The sequence below is a fragment of the Jilunia laotingensis genome (assembly GCF_014385165.1).
GTDB classification, from domain to species: domain Bacteria; phylum Bacteroidota; class Bacteroidia; order Bacteroidales; family Bacteroidaceae; genus Bacteroides; species Bacteroides laotingensis.
Genome location: NZ_JACRTF010000001.1, coordinates 202,049 through 220,540 on the forward strand (window position 1 = coordinate 202,049; position 18,492 = coordinate 220,540).

An 18,492-nucleotide genomic window follows, 5' to 3' on the forward strand; every position below is an offset into this window, starting at 1 on the left:
TAATACCCATCTATTTATTATCAAAAAAAATAGGAATATAAACCATTATTCCATCACTTTCAGCCGCACAAGTTCAATTTTTGTCGGTGTTACCTTTATAATCTTAAACTGATAACGCCCAATAGAGATGACTTCATGCAACTTGGGAAAGCTTTGATATTGATTTAGAATCATACCTCCTACCGTTAAATAATCATCCGATTCAGGTAATTCAAGTCCAAACGTCTCATTCACTTTCTCTATTTCCAAACGTGCAGAAAGCACATACTCCCCTTCTCCTAACTGTTTACATATATAGGATGTATTGTCGTGTTCATCTTCAATATCACCAAAAATTTCTTCTACAAGATCCTCCAAAGATACAATACCGGATGTTCCTCCAAACTCATCTACAACAACGGCAATTGTCTTCTTCTGCTGCATAAACAATTTCATTAACTTATGCGCCGCCATTGTTTCCGGAACAATCGGTACATCCTTGACATTATTCCGCCAGTCCTTAGGATTCCGAAACATTTCCGATGAATGGATATACCCTACTACATTATCTATATTTCCATCATAAACGATTATTTTTGAAATACCGGATTCAACAAAACGACTTTTCAAATCTTCTAGAGATGTTTGCAAATCAACTGCCACGACTTCAGTGCGTGGAACAATACAATCTCGTATTTTTATAGTTGAAAAGTCTAGTGCATTCTGGAAAATTTTCACCTCCGTATCCAATTCCTCACTATCATTCGCATTATCAATTCCCGACTGAACAAAATAATCCAAATCAACTTTACCGAAAGCCTTTGCCGAAGCTTCTTTGTTTATCTTCATTCCAAACAAGCGCAGAAAGAGGTACGATAACCCCGAAGACAATTTTGAAATAGGATAGAGAATAATATAACAGAGAAATAATGGAATAGCACAAACATTTAACATCAGATTAGGGTTAATTTTGAATAGCGTTTTGGGCAGAAATTCACCTGTTACTAGAATAATCAGTGTCGAAATAATAGTCTGCACTAATACCATCAAAAAATGATTTGTTATAAATCCAGCCAACAAATTATCACCGATTATCTGTGCCATTAATATACCATAAATAACCAATGCAATGTTATTTCCAACCAACATTGTAGAAATAAAATCATTCGGATTCCTGAAAAATATAGAAAGAATACGAGACGAAAGTCCCTCTTTCCGCTCAAGCTCAAAACGAAGCTTGTCGACCGAGACAAAAGCGATTTCCATCCCCGAAAAGAAGGCCGAGAAAGCCATAGTTATCAAAAGGTAAATGATAATATTCATAGTCAACTTACTGAATCCGTCGATGCTTTTTGTTCATCTTCATCCACATAAAAAATCCCTTCAATATTTTTTATTTCATAAATCGTCATTTGCTGATTGGAATCAAAGCCATGTCCAGTTATAATCCGGTCAGGTTGTTCTATTCGTATAAATCGATCTGAATACACCTTTTCTGTGGCCTGATTCCAATAAAGAAGCTCCGTGTTAAACCGTTCTCCCTTCCTGTTCTTTATATCAACATGACCGATCAACTTCCACAATTTCTGTTTATCAAAATAGTATGCAGTATCAGCTTTGATACTTGCATCTACATTCATTAACGAATCAAATTGTTCAAGATAAACTCCCTTTTCAAAAGCCCAGTAGGATGGCTTCTTTCTGTCAAAAACAAGCCATTCTTCCGTATCAACCTTATAACGTGTTACTCCTGAGTCTGAGATATAAGTAACCACTCCATCCGTCTCCATCATAGGTAAAGAATCACGTTCAGTGATTGCTTCGCCCATATCTTTCTTTTTTCCTCCACAAGAAGAAAATAAAAGAAGCATAACAATTATCCCAAGGAAAATTGTTATGCTCAAGCCTTTATTAAAAAAGTAGTTACGTGAATGTAACATATATTATCTGATCGTTGTAGTCTCTCCGATCCACCCGCCAATAGTGATACGATCGCCCGCTTTATAACCAAGCATAAAGAGATCTTTCGCCTCAGGAGTATATGCAGAATATTGACCGATAAGCTTATTAGCTTCTTCGGCTACACTCGGATCAACAGCTTTAGCTCTTTGCAACTTGTCTATAGCAGCAAAAAATGTACATTTGTTCAAAACAGCTTCATCTGTCCATTTCGGATTACCTGCATACAGCTGAGCAATCAAAATATAAGGTGCGCCAAAATTTTCATTAAAGCTGATAGCTTTCTGTGCATAGCTTCTTGCTTGAGAAATCTTTTTGGCAGATGCTAATACAGCCGCAGCCTTGTATGCAATATCTGCTTTCTTGGCATTATCGGTTTCTAACGTTAAAGCTTCATCAAAGAATTTAACAGCACCATCCATATCTCCTTTTTTATATGCCATTGCAGCACAACCGACTGCAGCATCAGCACTTGGTTCCAGTTTGTAAGCATAATAAGATGCATCCAAATAAGCATCGCTTTCTTTACATCCCATCATCGCCATCACTTTGATGATTTCTTTCAAAGCTTCAAGATTAGTCTGATTTTGCTGTACCTTCGGAGCATAAATGTTCTGCAAAGATTCACAAGTTGCCGCTCCGCTATTTATGAACATTCCATCCAGATTACCTCTAACACCTTGCAATGCAGCTTTCATTTTTTCATTACTTTCATTGGCAATAGCCTCATCCGTATATTTTATATCATCCAGATAATCCTTAATAAATTGTTCTTTATGAGATTCATCACCCTGCAATTTTTTCAAAGATACATCCAAGAAAAAATGGATAATATTAGGCGATGAATTCGATTTTTCAGCATCAACAGATTCCTTCAACCATTTATAAGCTAAGTTGACATCTACAGATGGAGCATACTGAAGATAATCAAGCGCCTTCTCTCCCAGTGCTTTTTCTACAGAAGGCACACCTTTCATTTTCTTTTGGAATTCAGGTATGTACTGTATCCGTACATCATGTACATGCATCAATTCATCAAAATACTTTTTATATTCTGGATTATTCCGATCCTTAATACCATCCATCAATCCCTCCAAAATCAAGAATCCATCCTTAAATGTATAATAACGGAGAGTAGGGCAAGTTTCCAACACAATTTTCCACGGCGCGTAGGCATCTTTAAAATTACCTACTTTTACAGCTTCATGTGATACACTACTGTTAGGATTGCAGATACTGTCGTTCTGCGCCGCCACAGAGGTTGCACCTGCTGAAAGGAACAACACAGCCACAAGCGTTTTAATTTTCATTGTATCTAAATTTTAGTTGTTTATTTATTGTCTATTCTTTTTCGATTAATCTACTTTACGTTTGAAGAACCAACGCTCATTAAACGTAATTCCTATACTTAACTTTAATATATTTTCATTCAGCATACCTGCTTGTAACCCTTCCACATGGGTATACTGAGCAGTTACACTAATAATTGAACGCGAACGAGGGACAGGGAAGCCAAACCCAGCTGTCACTCCGTATTCTCGGGAAGCTCTCTCACCAGCTTCTGTTTTATAATAAGGAGTCGTATAATATCCACCTAAGCGGTATTTCACATGTCCAAAATAATTTCGTCCCATGGTTGTCGGTAAGTATTCAGCTCCTACCGAAATCTTTGTACGATCACAAAAAGCATTTTTCTTGTTCAAGTAAGTAACATCTCCCCACTTTTGCAAACTGTAATCCACACCTACCGTCAAACGATCATCATATTTATAGGTCAAACCGGCTCCAAATGTGTTTGGAAGACCAAAAGTAGCAATTGTATCTTTTGTCACAATAACGCTAGTTGTTGTCTGTACATAGGCATCATTATTCAAATTATGTTTTGGAGAAAATACAGCTCCCAATGTTACAGAATGTTTTTTCCCGATCGGTTGAGTATATTGTATTCCAAAGTCCAATTTATAATCTCTTATTGAAAAAGATGACGTTTCCACATACGACGGAGTTTCAATATAATCAGAAATTCCCGGTTTATAGCCTGGATATATCATTCGAAGATTACGTGTTATATCCCCCCACAAAAAGGAAACGTTAGCACCTATAGATAAATTATTTAATACTTTAAAGCCCAAACCACCGAAGACTTGGTGTAAACCTCCATCACCCTCAACTTGTTTTGTATATGCTGGACTTGTAGCAGTTTCAGTATATGCTTGAGCTACTTTATAACCAACATTTGAAAATGGTAATAATCCCACTGTCATAGCCAATCTCTTATGCAATCGAAATTGCATTGCCAAATAATCGAAACTTGAATTTTTCACATTCAACTTCTGCGTTCCACCATCAATATTTGTGTTTTGCAGACTGGCACCTCCTTCAAATAAGAACGTCAAAGAATCAATAGCTGTATATGAAGCAGGATTTAACGGATTAATTTGTAAACCATCGCGCAATCCAAAGGCAATCCCTCCCATAGCTCTACTATTTCCAAAATTTTGATTAGCCAATTCACCGTAGCCATATCGTGTATAGGGAGAGTTTGTATTGTTTTGAGCGATTGCCACTCCTGCAAAAGCCATTAGCAAAAGCGCACAAAGTGTCTGTTTAAATCCTACCATTATTATAGTTTAAAATTCTATTTAATCCTTTCAACACTAAAAATCTATCTGCAAAGATGACACTTTTTACGTTTGTATCAAAAGAAAAATCATCTCCGCCAGTTAAAAAAACCAAAAGTTCAGGATATTTATGTTTCATAGCCGTAATATAACCAGCTATTTCATATTCAATTCCTTTCCATACGCCTGCACGTATTGCAGTATCAGTATCTTTACCCAACGACAATTTTCTCCCCTTGGGAGTTACCAATGGTAGCCTCCCCGTAAATTGGTGAAGTGCCTTAAAGCGCATCTGTAAACCTGGAGAAATATTTCCTCCATGATATTGCCCTTTAGAATCGATAAATTCGTATGTTATACATGTTCCGGCATCTATTACTAAAATATCTCTTCCTGGATATTGTTCATTTGCAGCCACTACCGCAGCCATCCGATCATAACCCAATGTTTCAGGTGTTTCGTATAAATTGGCTACAGGTAGCAAGGTGTCTTTACCCAAATAAAGCACTGGTATAGGGAGTTTACTTAAACGTTCGGAAACGCATTCATTAAGATCAATAACAGTAGCCACAATACCATAATCAATTGGATACTCGTCACAAATATCTATCAGACAATCCAAAGATTGATTGGAATCATAAATAACATTCACCATTGTTGCACCATCAAAAAGTGCTACTTTAGCTATTGTATTTCCTATATCAATTATTAAATTCACTGTTCTCTTTATTTTGAGTGCGCAAAGATACGGATAAAATCAGAGCGAATATCACATATACACAAAAAACTAATAAACACTTCTCATCTCTGAAGCATAAATTCTCTCCCTTCAAGTTGTATGTTTTGCTATTTAATAAAGTTATAACATATTTTTCCATCAATTATTATTATCATTTTTCATTTCATCAAACATTCAAGACTAAAACTGATTCCTTTTACAACAACCATTCATCTTTATCAATTCTGTTTTCAATACACCAATTTTCTTTTGTTTAATGTAGCAGAAATCCATTCATCCCAAATGTAACTATTTTATTATAAGTCCACTACCCCTCCAAATCTACTTAGAAAATTTATTTCTTACTTTGCCCCCCGTATGGAGGATGGAATCCCGCGTTCCCCTCCCCAAAAAGCGTCATTATTTAACCAATTTATATTATTAACTTTTTAAATTATTGTAAGTATGGAAATGGAAATGAATTACGTGGCTCCAGAGGTGGAAATCGTGGAGATAGAAGTGGAAAAGGGGTTCGCTATCAGCACAGATGATAAAGATGACGAACGTTAATATTTAGAAATGTAGAAATAAAAATGAGTATGAAAACAAAGTATTTATTACCAGTGCTGGCGGGACTGGCATTGGCTTCCTGCAATACGGAAGATGATTTTTCCGGGACAAGTCCAAAAAACAACTATTCTCCCATCACTTTCAGTGTTTCGAGAGATGGTGCCGTTGACCCTCTTACAAGGGCAACTATCGATGGCTCTGTTGTGAACTTTGACATGACAGATGTTATTTCAATGTTCCATGGAATGACGATGGGTAACGGTTCTCCGGATTACTCGATAACTGCTGTAGGCGAGAATGCAATTTTTAAAGGCGAAGGTGTAGACGGTGCCCTTGTGTTCAAGACACAAAGCATGGTTAACCCGGGTAAGGCAATCCTTGTCTATCCGGCCGATACAGCTTTTAATTATGTGACTGATGGAAATATCAGTATAAGGGTGCCTGTAAGCCAAAATGAAAAAACCAAATTGGTTCAACCATACATGTCGGACGTTATGGATATCGCAACTTATGATGGTACTGCTGCTGACAACAGTGCTGGCTACGGTCGTAATTACGATGTCCCGTTGAAGAAGGTGGGTTCATTGCTGCGTATACATATTGATGCCGCAAATAAAGAATTAGTCAATAATATCCAGGATGTGGCACCTATCAAGTTCCAAGGAATCACTATCGATGCAGGTGCTAACAAATTTAATACAAGCGTTAAGGTTGTGCCTGGTGCTGCCAAGCCAAAACTGGCAGAAGAGGGTGGTGTAGCTAATTCTGATGTCGACAGATATGACCACTTGGTTAACGTAGCCGAATTGGAAGATGGTGCTACTAAAGTACAAACGATCACATCTACGGATGTTCAGGATAATGTAGCCAGCGTGACTTTGTTGCCGCACGTTGCCGATGTTGATTTGACAGGAGCAACTTCTGCAATTACAGTTCAGACAAACTACGGTAGCGTAAAGGTAAGCTACGATGCAGGTCAAGTTGCCGCGACTAACCCCTTGAAGAGACGTAATGATGATGGCACTCCGGATGTGGCTGGTTCGGAAGCTAACTTGAACACCGCTTTAGTTGAGATCCTTAATGGTACTTGGAAAGAGAATACAACTTCTGATAATTTCAAAGGTGAAAATACCGGAGCCAGCTTCCAGCGTATCTTGTCCATCGACATGACAAAACTAGAAATGGACGGAACAATCGTTACAAATTCCAGTGAATTGATCGATGTACTAAAAGTATACAAAGCATTAGGAAAAACAGATGTTACGAAAATCGAATTGAATGGCACAAATGGTCGTTTTGAATTGACAGGTGAAGCACTTGATCTGCTTATCGCAACAAATACAGGGGGTGGCAAGATCAAATTGAATATCGCCAAAAATAGCAATTCAATCGTATTGGCTGACGCAGCAGCTACTTTAGTAAAACTAAACAATGAGAAAGTTGAATTTGTTGATGCTTCAGGAACTGCTGTCAAAGCAAACGTCATCTTAAAGACTGGCATTGATTGGACTATCGACCAAACATTTGACGGCTCTGCCAAAATGACGGATATTGCCAACGAAGGTACTTTGAAGATAACAAATACTGAAAGTGCCGCAGACGCCTTGGCAATGGAGTTGATCAATGCAGAAAATGCAACTGTGAAATTCGGTTCTCCAAAAGTCATACTTGGCAAATTCACCTCAAATGCAGGATCAGAAGTCATCGTAGCATCATCACAAACGGTACAACTCGCTGGTGAAACTAATTTGTTTGGCACGACAACCAACAACGGTATTATTTCCGCTGCAGCCGTGGTTACCAATTTGGGTACTATCAACAATAACTTCGAAATATCAGTTTTGAAGGGAGGAAGTGGCTCGATTACCAATATAGGAACTATCAACCATCTTAGTTCTGCGGCAGTGACTTACATCACCAATAATGCAGGAAATTATAGCGGTACAGGCTATAAGGGAACAATCATTCTTTCAGACCGGAAAAACGAAGTTTCTGTAAAAGACGATTCTAACATTGGTTATATCAAATTCACTATCAATGAGACCAAAAATGATCAAACTTACACTTATAATCCTACTAATGACAAATTTAATTGGTTGATCATTAATACAGAAGGCGTTACAGATGCCCAACAAGATGTCGTAAACATCAAATTGACTAGTGTGCCTACATATTTGTCACTCCAAGGGAAGACTGTTAATGTGACAGCAAACATCTCTAGTGGACTTACAGATCTGTTTGTTGACAGTTCCATGAGATTGTTGGGATCAAATGCAATAAAAGCTACCAATATTTATGTAGCCGATTACATTTTGCATTCAGGTTATCTCACTGGTGACCAGAAAACAACTTACGAATCTGGATGCTATGGAGTTGCTGAAGATGCCGTAACGTATGCAAACGGTCAGATCCGTACTGTTGGCAATAATTAATTACTAATTTAGTAGTATTTCATCCTATAAAAGAGAGCGTACCGGAATTTCTGGTACGCTTTTTTTGTAAAATGAATAACCTCCTATTTACAGCATAAAGTTAAGGATATGGCTTATGCCCGGCAACGCTTCGATAGCTTCTGTCATTATGACTATTTGTCTTTTCTATCGCCTCTGGAAACCGATATTCCCGGTCGGAACTCTTCATATTCAAAAAAACGCACTGCAGAGCGATTAGGAATTTCCACTTTTCCATAGAAACGAAAGAACTAAATTACATAAGCCGCAATATGTCTGTTAATTCTTTCCTAATGGCAAATAAAACGATATAATTGTCCTGATTAGTCAAAGTCAAAAGCACTTCGGGAAGAATGTAGCTAGAGAATGTAAAGGCATAAAAGTGCGATCAAACCATTAATAAAATCGAATTTCATTGGCAAAGGAAACTCTAAACGTTGGCTATAGCTACTCAATCTGTTACTTATAGCTACCCAACGTGTTGATTATAGCTACTCCACATGCCGGATACGGCTATTCAATCCGTTACTTGCGGTTATCCAATGCCTTCAAGAAGCCTTGTATCGCCTCTTGCTGATAAGGACAATGCTTCTCAGCAAGCTATTTTAGCATTTTTGCAAAAAGTGATAGCAATCAAAATAAGCAAAACGCAAGCATATTGGCAGCAAATATCCGTTTTTGAAAACAATATAACAATTTCTCGAATTATCGAAAATGGCGTTTACGAACCTTATGATAAGCTTTCCGCAATATGGATGGACAGGAGGCTTGCGTGATGAGCGCCGCACTCCCCACAAGGCATAAGACGGTGCAGACGACCGATGCTTCAAAGCCGAAGGTCCCACCGTTCAAGAGGTTATCCCCATTGGGATATGCCAGACGGAAAAGCGAACGCATGTCATGGCTCCCGCTCACTCCGAAGCCTAGAACCGGTCCTTGAATCCAGTTCCAGAACCAATGGAGAGCTATGGAGAACGAAAGGTTGCGCGTATGGACATAATTCACACTGAAAAGAATCCCTACAAGGAACAGATTGAAGTACGACAGGTAACTTATGCCGGCATTGTTCCGGTGGAAGAAGACGAATATGGCACTGCTTATGACCACAGCCGCATACTTGTTCATGGATGTTGTCAGCACGTTAATGCAATAGCCTCTATAGGTGATCTCTTCCTTGACGGCCACAACGAGATAGAAGATAAAACTTAGCAACAAAGACCGGCCGTCAAACCGGATGGCATTGATGTTGACTTGATTGGAAACGGCCAGGAAAGCGAAGCCGCCCGAATAGATTGCTACGGCCCACATTATGCCGGACACGAAAGAATGAAAATGATTGCGTAGCGATAGACCGATCACCGAAAACGGGCGTTTGTTGACGAAACGCATCATAAACCATATCGTGAAAACAGTAGAGGCAAAGCCGCACAAATAGTTTATTCGCACTCCCATAAGCTGCAAGGAGAGATAATCACTTAATAGGCCACGAAGCAATCCGGTCAAGATGGCCGAAAGGAAGAAAAAAGCAAGCAAGTTAAAACCTGCGGACAGGTATTTGCAATTACTCATGTATCTCATGACGAAAGAATAAAGCTTGTATAAATTGAGTTTGGCATGGCCAAAGGGGCAGTATGTTTTCTTTACGGTTGCATACGGAATAGATACAATACATTTGACCCTATGATTAACGGGAACAAAGTTACGGAAATATTTTGTACGACAGTTTTTTTCATGTAGAGAATGTGAATCAGAGATGGTTAAAACAGTCATACAGATACTGATGGCAATAAGTATCTCCGTCATTTATATGGAATGCATGAAGGAAAGTGCCCATCCTCGCCCATCGTCACTCCGACACTTTTTATGATTAAGAACTTGTTTAAATTTTGATCAGCTTTGTTCCCGAGATTTCTTTTTGAGGATATTTTCTATTTTTATTTTATAAGGAGCGTAGCGGACTATGTGACGCATAGAATTGGGAAAACAGACCGAAAGGAGAATCAAAAGAAACATCAGTTGAGTAAGTGACTCACCCAATCAACTGTTGAGCTAAATAAATTATCTCATTAGAAACTGAATGAAATACTGTTTGAGGAAAAGCTGAACAGGCTTTAAGCATTGTTATTTGTTTTAGTTGCCTTGCATTTAAGACACTCCTTTCCGGAGCTACTTTTCCTGTGTCCGTCTTATGGGAGTAGAGTCCCGAATGGCTGTTTGTCGATTTTATTCCCGCCGTTTTTTAATCATGGGGAAATGTATGAATAATTCCATAAGTACTGAAACAGAATTAATTGATAATATCGATGTCTTACGAAAGTTATCAAATACAGATATTCTCAACACTACAATGCCGATTGTGTTTGGAACATATTGATAACTAATTACTATGTACTGCTTATTAAGCAGTAATTATGACTGGTTGTATTCTGTATCGACTATTCGAAAATAAAATCAAGGGTAATGAAGAAGATTATTTAATCATCTCTATTACCCTTGATTTGTTATTCGATTACAGAGGATTCTTTCCAAAGTAGAGAGGAAGGAATAACTCCTTCTCTGTATTTTCCCTCCTTCGGCAATTATCTACCGAAGAAGGGGATTAGGGAATCAGAAACTTTTGGAATTTTCACCTCTTTGAGTCTCAACTGGCTTAATTTATACTTGGAGTGTACCATTTAAAACTACCACCTGCTTCTTTATATTTGGCAGCTTCAGCAGCATCAGCCGGTTTCTCCATTACTGTAGTAGTAAATATACCACCAACGAGGATTGTACCATTATTCGTAATAGATACTCCCTTGAATGTAAATTGATTACCGGTTGTAATATGCATTGTGGCTTTTTCATTAACTGTCAGGCTTTCAGTCACGACTACACCATCAGCGCTTGTTCCTCCTTTGATTTGAATGACATATGGTGATGTTGCACCTTCTTTGCCGACAGTCATGGAAGTGAACTGCCTGCCTGTGCCAGTCGGGAATGAATAAGTGCTGGTTGCGTCAACATCCAATACGATGCTGGTTGTGGCAGCAGCTACGGCTGACAAATCTACAGTACCTGATTTTTGGATGATCAGTTTATTGAACTTGTCACCTGACAGTACTTTGAATTTATTATTACTCCAGTCACCTTGTTCGTCATCTGCCACGTATGTGATGATACCGGCTTTATCTTCTGTACCGATTCTAAGCTCTGCATCACGCTTTTCAATTACGATTTCTCCGTCTTCATTATCCGAAATATAAGTGTATATCGCGTTTTCGCCAACTGTCATGCCTGCTACATTGACAAATGTACCACCAGACTGACACACGATACCATAGTTATTTGTTACCGTTCCGGTGTTTTTGAACTCGCCACCTGCAATTTCAATCTGGCCATTGTTCGTAATTATACCAGCGTTAGTACCCTTTGTAATAAAAGACTTACCGGCATTTACTGTCAATGTTGACTTAGCTTCCGTTACCAATGATGTCACAGTCACATTTGCATCTACTTCAACAGAACCCACTTTGTCAGGGTTCTCTGATTTTGCCAAAGCCTTATTATTCAATGCAGTTATTGTAATTGCAGCATCTCCGCTTACCTTAACAGAAGCGTAGTTATCAACGGTTCCAACAGTTGCATTAATGTTCATCTGGGCAGTAGATACTGCGTTCTCATATGCAGCAGTGGCAGGTACGCCATTATGGACAGTGGCGGTAAGTGCAGTAGCGATATTCAAAGTACCTACATTGTAAATTTCATCTGTTGTAATTGCTGCAATTGGAGCTTCGCTATCTTTTATGGTCAAAACACCCTTATTCAGGATACCTTTATTGAAGTCTTTGCTTACTACTTGAGTAGCACCTTCTGAGATGATAGCAGAAGTGTTATCACCAAATGTAAGAACTTCCAAAGCGTCTGTTCCTGTAATGTTTTTGGAAATAGTCAAAGATTTAGCATTAGCTGCCTTAACTGTCAATTTCACATAAGGATACTTTTTCAAGATGTCGTAAGCATCTTTGGACAATTCAACACCGTCCCCGGTAATAATACCTGTAAGTCCAACTGGACTCGCTTCTGTACCAACCTGTTGTGAAACTTCACGGTATCCTAGAAAATCATCCAAATCAGCGGTTGTAGCAATTTTCATTTCCGTAGGAACAACGATTGCCTCTTCGGTGAAGCTGATGGCGATCGAACTGAAGTCGTTAGCTTTCATGGAAGCGAATGATTCATCTGCAGCTAACTCTTTGTAGCCTTGATTTGCTGCTTCTGGAGTGGTATCAATGCCTTTTTGTGCCAAAGCAACGGTCAAGACAGGGGTATCTGTAGTCCCGGCTGTTTCAAAAGCATCTCTGGAAAAATTCCATTTGTATTTTCCAGCTTTCAAAGGTGCAGTTACTGTACCTTTGTTGGTATAGATCACTACTTGGAGCTTTTCACATGCATTTGCAGTAGTGATTGCCGGTACTACCATATACGCTGCTGTGGATTTATTGCTGGCAAGCGTCACATCAGGGAAGCGCAATGAAATCTTGTTTGCAGCATCAGCTGTAGAACTCAAGAAGCTACCGGTATAAAGAGGATTATTGTGGAAAGCGTCTTCTTTTTCAGTCGCTGTAGCATTATTGTACACGTTGAAAACGGCAGCAATATTTGAACCAGCAGTTGCTGTTTCATCATTTAATTTAAATTCCTTCGAACTTATACCGTTTTCAACATCTAACTCACCAGCAAGTGCCAATATGGCATCACCCGATGCAGTAGTTGTATTTTCCAATGAAATCTTTCTGATTTCAACAGACTTACTAGCATCCATATTGGTGATCTTAAAGGCGGGAGTTGCATGTGCAGCAACTAGGTTCATATCCAATTCCGTGGCTGTCGCACCAGTTGCATCCGCCTCCATTGGTACATAACCAAAAAATATCTGATTATCTTTTACTGCTTGGTATTTAGTAACTTCCTTTGAACCTTCAGCGTAAGCTTTTTGTTCCGCATCAATCACCCACTTCATTCCGTCACGGGCTGCAGTTACCTTACCGTTCTTGAATGGCATGTAAGTGAAATAATTACCTTCAACCAACGATGCCGGGCTGGTCCAATTACCGTTTGCATCTCTGGTAAATGGATAATTTGTCCAAACTGCGTTCTTTAAAGTGTATCTATCAGTAAACGCTGAAGCATCTATATCATATACCTCGTCCATCAATGCCAAACCGAACTGTTCGCCTTCGGTATACTTACTCGATCCGTCTGTGGCATCTATGGCACGAGTATTTGCATTTCCGTCCACAAATGTGACATTTCCGATAACCGGACGATCACCTAGCGGGTTATTAACCCTTGAACTTTCGTATTGCTCATCAGAGCAAGCTACGAATACCATCGGCAGCGCAAGCGCTGCTAAAATGTGTTTTGTTTTCATTTCTTTATTTCCTTAGTTTAATATTCGATTAGAAATATCGGATAGATTCCAATGCTACTGCCAGCTACAAGAAATTTATCCGATAGATGTTTATTAATTAGCCCTTTGCTTTTAGAAAGGTCCTCCTTGATCAGGAACATTGGGATCTGTAGCTGTTGCAGCGAACCCTCTCTCTACTTCTACCTCCACGATTTCCACCTCTGGAGCCACGTAATTCATTTCCATTTCCATACTTACAATAATTTAAAAAGTTAATAATATAAATTGGTTAAATAATGACGCTTTTTGGGGAGGGGAACGCGGGATTCCATCCTCCATACGGGGGGCAAAGTAAGAAATAAATTTTCTAAGTAGATTTGGAGGGCGGGGGGCTGGGAATTATATGCTTACAATGGGAATCTTTAGCTTTCCGAGTAAAGTAGAATTTATGAGAGCAAAGAGCATTGGTTATTACATGTCCTATCTTAACCGCATAGTGTCTAAATAAGATTCGTATGGACACACAATTTTATCTGTTACCTCTAGGTAACTGATTGAAGAACCCTGCTTTATTTGAAGAAAGGTTGGCGGGGTAGATAACGGAACTTGCCGTATCCATGATATGATTTTCTATATTGCCATGTCTCGATTGGACATGGCAATACAGATCGATAACATTTCAGGCGGTTTCTGCCTGAAATGTGATTCTTATCCTAATCGCAGGGAACAAAAACGATCAATGTTTATAATTTTTCTATCGCCTCGGCGGAAAGGCCGGTTATCTGCACGACCTGGTCCACGGGAAGTCCTGAGCCCAACAGTTTCTTGGCGATTTCTATCTTTTCCATTTGTTTGCCTTTTTCCATTCCCTCTTCCATCCCTTTTTCCATCCCCTCCTTCCTAGCCGTCACGATTGCGTTGTTGATGTCCCTGTACGCCTTCACGCTGTCCTCGTACAGGCTCAATTCCTGGGGAGAAAACCTGGCAATCTCCGCGGCCTGAAACATATGCTCGAAGACACGCTCCTGCAAGGCGGCCGGACGTTCAAGAAGGCGGGAGAGGTTCTTGATTACGAACATCCATTTGTCGAACATGCTTTCCAGTTCATGCTCGCCCTTCATGAACTTGGGCATTTCAAGGTAGATGAAAGTCAGCTTGTCATAAAAGATGCTCTTGCGCTCGACATCCATCAGCATCACCTTGTGGTGGTAACAATCCGGGGAATATCTGTCCTCATCAAATACGAAGTTAAGAATGCCGACAGTATAGACCGCCGTCAGTTCAAAGTCCCAGTCACCGCGCTTGGCCTGTTCGCGGATGGGGAAAGTGGAATAGAAGACGCTGCGGTCTTTGAAGAACTGCTGGTAAACGTTCTGCATCTCGACGATGAACTTTTCACCCTTGTCGTTCTCGCAGTAGACATCGAATATGGCCCTGCGCTCGCCACCGTAGGAACCCAGATGCTCATTGTTAAGATAAGTCAGGTCGCAGACATGCTGCTCGTCACCGAACAGTGCATTGAGGAAGCTGATCAGCAATTCCTTGTTCATGTCCGTGCCGAACAGCTTCTTGAAACCGAAATCGGTGTATGGGTTCACAAAGCGCTCCTCACCGCTGTAATTGTTTGTTGGCATAGGCATATTGTTTTATTTGGACATCCCTGCAAAGGAACAAATTAATTGTAGGATAAACAAAAAATGGGGGATTTTTATTCGGCCTGCAGGTAAAACAGAACCTTGCAATTATCGGCATCCTCTTAATTTCATAATTCCTCCCCCCCTCCCCCGTGTGCTGTCACATCGGTTGTAAGCATATAATTCCCAGCCCCCCGCCCTCCGAATCTACTTAGAAAATTTATTTCTTACTTTGCCCCCCGTATGGAGGATGGAATCCCGTGTTCCCCTCCCGCTAGGAACGTCATTATTTAACCAATTTATATTATTAACTTTTTAAATTATTGTAAGTATGGAAATGGAAATGAATTACGTGGCTCCAGAGGTGGAAATCGTGGAGGTAGAAGTGGAAAGAGGATTTACTTCTAGTGGATTTGGAGAACCAGACGACCTGGGATAACCATACTTTGCACAGTCGCATGTTGTGTGTTGTTAGGAAATTTTGCACAAATAACGACCGGAAGAAGTATGAAAACAGTAAATAGATTAATTATAAACTTAACAAGGAATGAGAACGAAACATTATTTCACAGCACTAGCTCTGCCGCTAGTGTTTGCTGCATGTTCTAACGACGATTTAGACGTTAACAACACTCCAGAGCTAAATGGTCCAAAATTGGCTGAGAACTTTTCTTTTACAGCCGATATTATTGGGCAAGATGCAGATACCCGTATTGGTTTTGAAGATGGAATTAATAAAGCATTCAGCTGGCTACCCCAGTATGCAAATGAAGACAATGGTGCGAAGACAGCCGATGAATTGATTGGTGTCTGCCTCATCGGCGGTGTCGATGAAATTAGCAATCCCTCCGGGAAGGTTTTCACCAATTATCCTTTCAAACTCAAAGGATGGATGAATCCAGAAGGAGGTATAGAAAGTGTTGATGTGCCAGCCTCAGTGGGTGCAGGCAATACCACTTTGGCCGCTTGGAGAAATGCTCAATCAGATCAATGGTTAAAAGATCCTGAAGGCATGACCAAAGGTAACTTTGTAACCTGTACTACCCCTTCAACAACTTTGATGGCCGGTGACTATGTGATTTACTATCCACATGATGCAGAATTTAATTCAATCAAACAGTTGCCAATAGCTAATTACAACTCAGTACAAACAGCTGCAACAGTAACTAAAGATGGTGATTATGCCCATATCCCATCCACCGTTTTTGCCGTTTCTGAAAAGACGACATTGGCACCCGGCACAGAGACTTCTTCTTTCAAATTATATTTTATGAACTATTTGTTGGGATTCAAAATGTATAAAGGTGAAGGAGAACTTACTAAATCAATCAAACGCATCATTGTAGAAGTCAAAGATGGAACGCAATTCCCGACAGAAGGTACGGTTAATGCCTTAAACCATAGTTTTGTCGCATCGACAGAAAATACGACAGAAAGTTTGGTGCTTACTTTGGGAACAGGTAGTGGAGTATCTATCGCTGATGGAACAGAAGTTGCTCCTTATCTGACCGCAATGACAATGTTACCTGTCAACTTGAGTGGCAAAACAATTGTCATCAAAGTGGTTCCTACGGATGGAACAAAAGTTGCTATCTACGAAAAGAACGGTACTAATTTCGTAGCGAGCAAATACGGCCAATTCTCCCTGCCTATTGTAGATGCAGACTTTAACAAAGACATGGATCGTATGGTATTTACTGCTGATGAATTCAAAGCAGAGGCTGCCAAGGGCGGTGTAATCAAATTGATGGATGATGTAACAATAACCGAGATGCCTTCCGATGTTGCCCACTCCTTAGTTGTGAACGGCACCAAGAAGCTTACAATTAACACAGTAGCTCTTGCTCCTACGGCAGACTGGACTTTCAATTGCCCGGTTGAGATTGCAGCCGGTCTGACTACTGCCGATAATCACGCAATTACTTTCAATGGTAAAGTTGAAGTGATCGGTGGTAACATCACTGTAACTACGGGTACGTTGAATATCAACGGCAAAGGCTCTTCGATTGCTGCGACAGCCGGTGATATCTCCATCGGAGATACCCTGAACGTAAATGATGAAATTACGATTGGAAAATCTATCACTTTGGCTGCTAATAAAGCTGCTGCCAATCTGAATGCCGATGGCATCGTAATGGCAGGCGCAACGTCTGGCACCGCCACCGGTGCATTGAATATCAATGCCAATGTAATCAACAATAAGCTGCTGAATGTTGCAAACATGAAATTGACTATCGCCGCAGGAAAAACATTAACTGTTGATGCCGGTAGAGTTCCTGCCGCCAGTACTGCCACATTAGAAGGCATTGCTGCCAATACAGTCGTCCTGAATGGTACGTTAGATGTTGTAAAGGGTGAAGTTACTTCTACAAACCTTGAAGTACCGGGGAAATTGATCATCGGCACTGGTTCTAAATTTACGAATTCGACTACCGACTCAACTCTGAAACTGATCGGCACAGGCGAGATTGTCAATAATGGTACTTTCACGAACGAAGGAACGGTTATGGTGAATGACGCCACAGCCACATTCAATAATGTCGGAGATTTCGAAAATGGACGCAGTGTAGTTTTACTGGGTCAGCTGAATAATGCAGCTACCGATAAGTTCGTAAATACTGCTAGCGGCTCTGTCAGTGGCAAAGCAAACTTCAATGGTACTTATACCATCGAGGTAGAAGTAATGACCTCATCAGAATTCGCTTTGGCAAATTCAGACACAAAATGTGGCTTGATTCGTTTGACAGGTGCAACAACATCCACTGCCGCAATTTCGACAGAAAAGGCTATTGAGTTGGGTACAGGTTCTTCATTGGATGCATCTGCCGGCCCCATCACCTTTGGCGATCTGACAGTTACCGGAAACAACGTGACAACCACGGGAAATGTAAACGTAACCAATGACGTGACGATCAATAAGAGTGCCAAGCTGACAGTATCCGGAGGCGTATTGGCTGTGACCGGTAAAGTCATCAATAATGGTACATTTGCAATCTCTTCCGGTAGAGCCACATGTTCGGGCATTGCCGGTACCGGTACTTGGACCAACTATCCTGAATGGTAATTAATTCCCCCAAAGGATAAATCCGTTTTCATAAGCCCTGCAATGTGCAAAGCCTTGCAGGGCTTTTATATCTATTCCCATCACGGTGATGAACATCAGTCTTTA

General features: G+C 40.1%; 10 protein-coding genes. 2 read left to right on the forward strand and 8 right to left on the reverse strand.

Features of this window, described 5'->3' with window-relative positions; genetic code table 11:
- Positions 1–45: 45 nt before the first annotated feature.
- From H8744_RS00970 to H8744_RS00990, 5 genes are read right to left on the reverse strand one after another with little or no spacing between them, the layout of a single operon-like run.
- Positions 46–1,302: a hemolysin family protein gene (locus H8744_RS00970; protein WP_262433047.1), complete on the reverse strand. Its 1,257-nt coding sequence runs from the start codon at positions 1,300–1,302 to the stop codon at positions 46–48.
- Positions 1,303–1,304: 2 nt separating this feature from the next.
- On the reverse strand, positions 1,305–1,883 hold the full coding sequence (gene lptC, locus H8744_RS00975) for an LPS export ABC transporter periplasmic protein LptC (protein ID WP_305067412.1): 579 nt from the start codon (positions 1,881–1,883) through the stop codon (positions 1,305–1,307).
- 39 nt (positions 1,884–1,922) lie between these two features.
- Entirely contained in the window at positions 1,923–3,248 is a 1,326-nt protein-coding gene (locus H8744_RS00980; RefSeq protein WP_262433049.1) for a tetratricopeptide repeat protein, read from the reverse strand.
- A 45-nt stretch (positions 3,249–3,293) separates the two neighbouring features.
- Positions 3,294–4,559 carry a BamG family beta-barrel-assembly machinery protein gene (gene bamG / locus H8744_RS00985; protein ID WP_262433050.1) on the reverse strand — a complete coding sequence of 422 codons (1,266 nt, stop codon included), beginning with the start codon at positions 4,557–4,559 and terminating at the stop codon, positions 3,294–3,296.
- Positions 4,546–5,277 (reverse strand): type III pantothenate kinase, encoded by a 732-nt coding sequence (locus tag H8744_RS00990; RefSeq protein ID WP_262433051.1) that lies wholly within the window; start codon positions 5,275–5,277, stop codon positions 4,546–4,548. The genes bamG and H8744_RS00990 overlap by 14 nt, the downstream gene beginning before the upstream one ends.
- Positions 5,278–5,876: 599 nt before the next feature.
- Between H8744_RS00990 and H8744_RS00995 the strand changes: the two genes are divergently transcribed.
- Positions 5,877–8,279, forward strand: a complete 2,403-nt coding sequence (locus tag H8744_RS00995; protein ID WP_262433052.1) for an autotransporter outer membrane beta-barrel domain-containing protein — start codon at positions 5,877–5,879, stop codon at positions 8,277–8,279.
- 723 nt (positions 8,280–9,002) lie between these two features.
- Here H8744_RS00995 and H8744_RS01000 read toward each other — a convergent pair.
- From H8744_RS01000 to H8744_RS01010, 3 genes are all read right to left on the reverse strand, one after another.
- Positions 9,003–9,866 carry a CPBP family intramembrane glutamic endopeptidase gene (locus H8744_RS01000; RefSeq protein WP_262433053.1) on the reverse strand — a complete coding sequence of 288 codons (864 nt, stop codon included), beginning with the start codon at positions 9,864–9,866 and terminating at the stop codon, positions 9,003–9,005.
- A 1,081-nt stretch (positions 9,867–10,947) separates the two neighbouring features.
- Positions 10,948–13,710, reverse strand: a complete 2,763-nt coding sequence (locus H8744_RS01005) for a hypothetical protein (protein ID WP_262433054.1) — start codon at positions 13,708–13,710, stop codon at positions 10,948–10,950.
- A 722-nt stretch (positions 13,711–14,432) separates the two neighbouring features.
- Positions 14,433–15,323, reverse strand: a complete 891-nt coding sequence (locus tag H8744_RS01010) for an Rpn family recombination-promoting nuclease/putative transposase (RefSeq protein ID WP_262433055.1) — start codon at positions 15,321–15,323, stop codon at positions 14,433–14,435.
- Positions 15,324–15,870: 547 nt separating this feature from the next.
- Between H8744_RS01010 and H8744_RS01015 the strand changes: the two genes are divergently transcribed.
- Positions 15,871–18,387: an autotransporter outer membrane beta-barrel domain-containing protein gene (locus H8744_RS01015; protein WP_262433056.1), complete on the forward strand. Its 2,517-nt coding sequence runs from the start codon at positions 15,871–15,873 to the stop codon at positions 18,385–18,387.
- Positions 18,388–18,492: the final 105 nt, after the last annotated feature.

What these genes read in the sequence shown, in the direction of transcription:
- H8744_RS00970 (WP_262433047.1), bottom strand. Translation starts at nt 1,302, where the DNA reads ATGAATATTATCATTTACCTTTTGATAACTATGGCTTTCTCGGCCTTC.
- H8744_RS00980 (WP_262433049.1), bottom strand. Translation starts at nt 3,248, where the DNA reads ATGAAAATTAAAACGCTTGTGGCTGTGTTGTTCCTTTCAGCAGGTGCA.
- bamG (WP_262433050.1), bottom strand. Translation starts at nt 4,559, where the DNA reads ATGGTAGGATTTAAACAGACACTTTGTGCGCTTTTGCTAATGGCTTTT.
- H8744_RS00995 (WP_262433052.1), top strand. Translation starts at nt 5,877, where the DNA reads ATGAAAACAAAGTATTTATTACCAGTGCTGGCGGGACTGGCATTGGCT.
- H8744_RS01000 (WP_262433053.1), bottom strand. Translation starts at nt 9,866, where the DNA reads ATGAGTAATTGCAAATACCTGTCCGCAGGTTTTAACTTGCTTGCTTTT.
- H8744_RS01005 (WP_262433054.1), bottom strand. Translation starts at nt 13,710, where the DNA reads ATGAAAACAAAACACATTTTAGCAGCGCTTGCGCTGCCGATGGTATTC.
- H8744_RS01010 (WP_262433055.1), bottom strand. Translation starts at nt 15,323, where the DNA reads ATGCCAACAAACAATTACAGCGGTGAGGAGCGCTTTGTGAACCCATAC.
- H8744_RS01015 (WP_262433056.1), top strand. Translation starts at nt 15,871, where the DNA reads ATGAGAACGAAACATTATTTCACAGCACTAGCTCTGCCGCTAGTGTTT.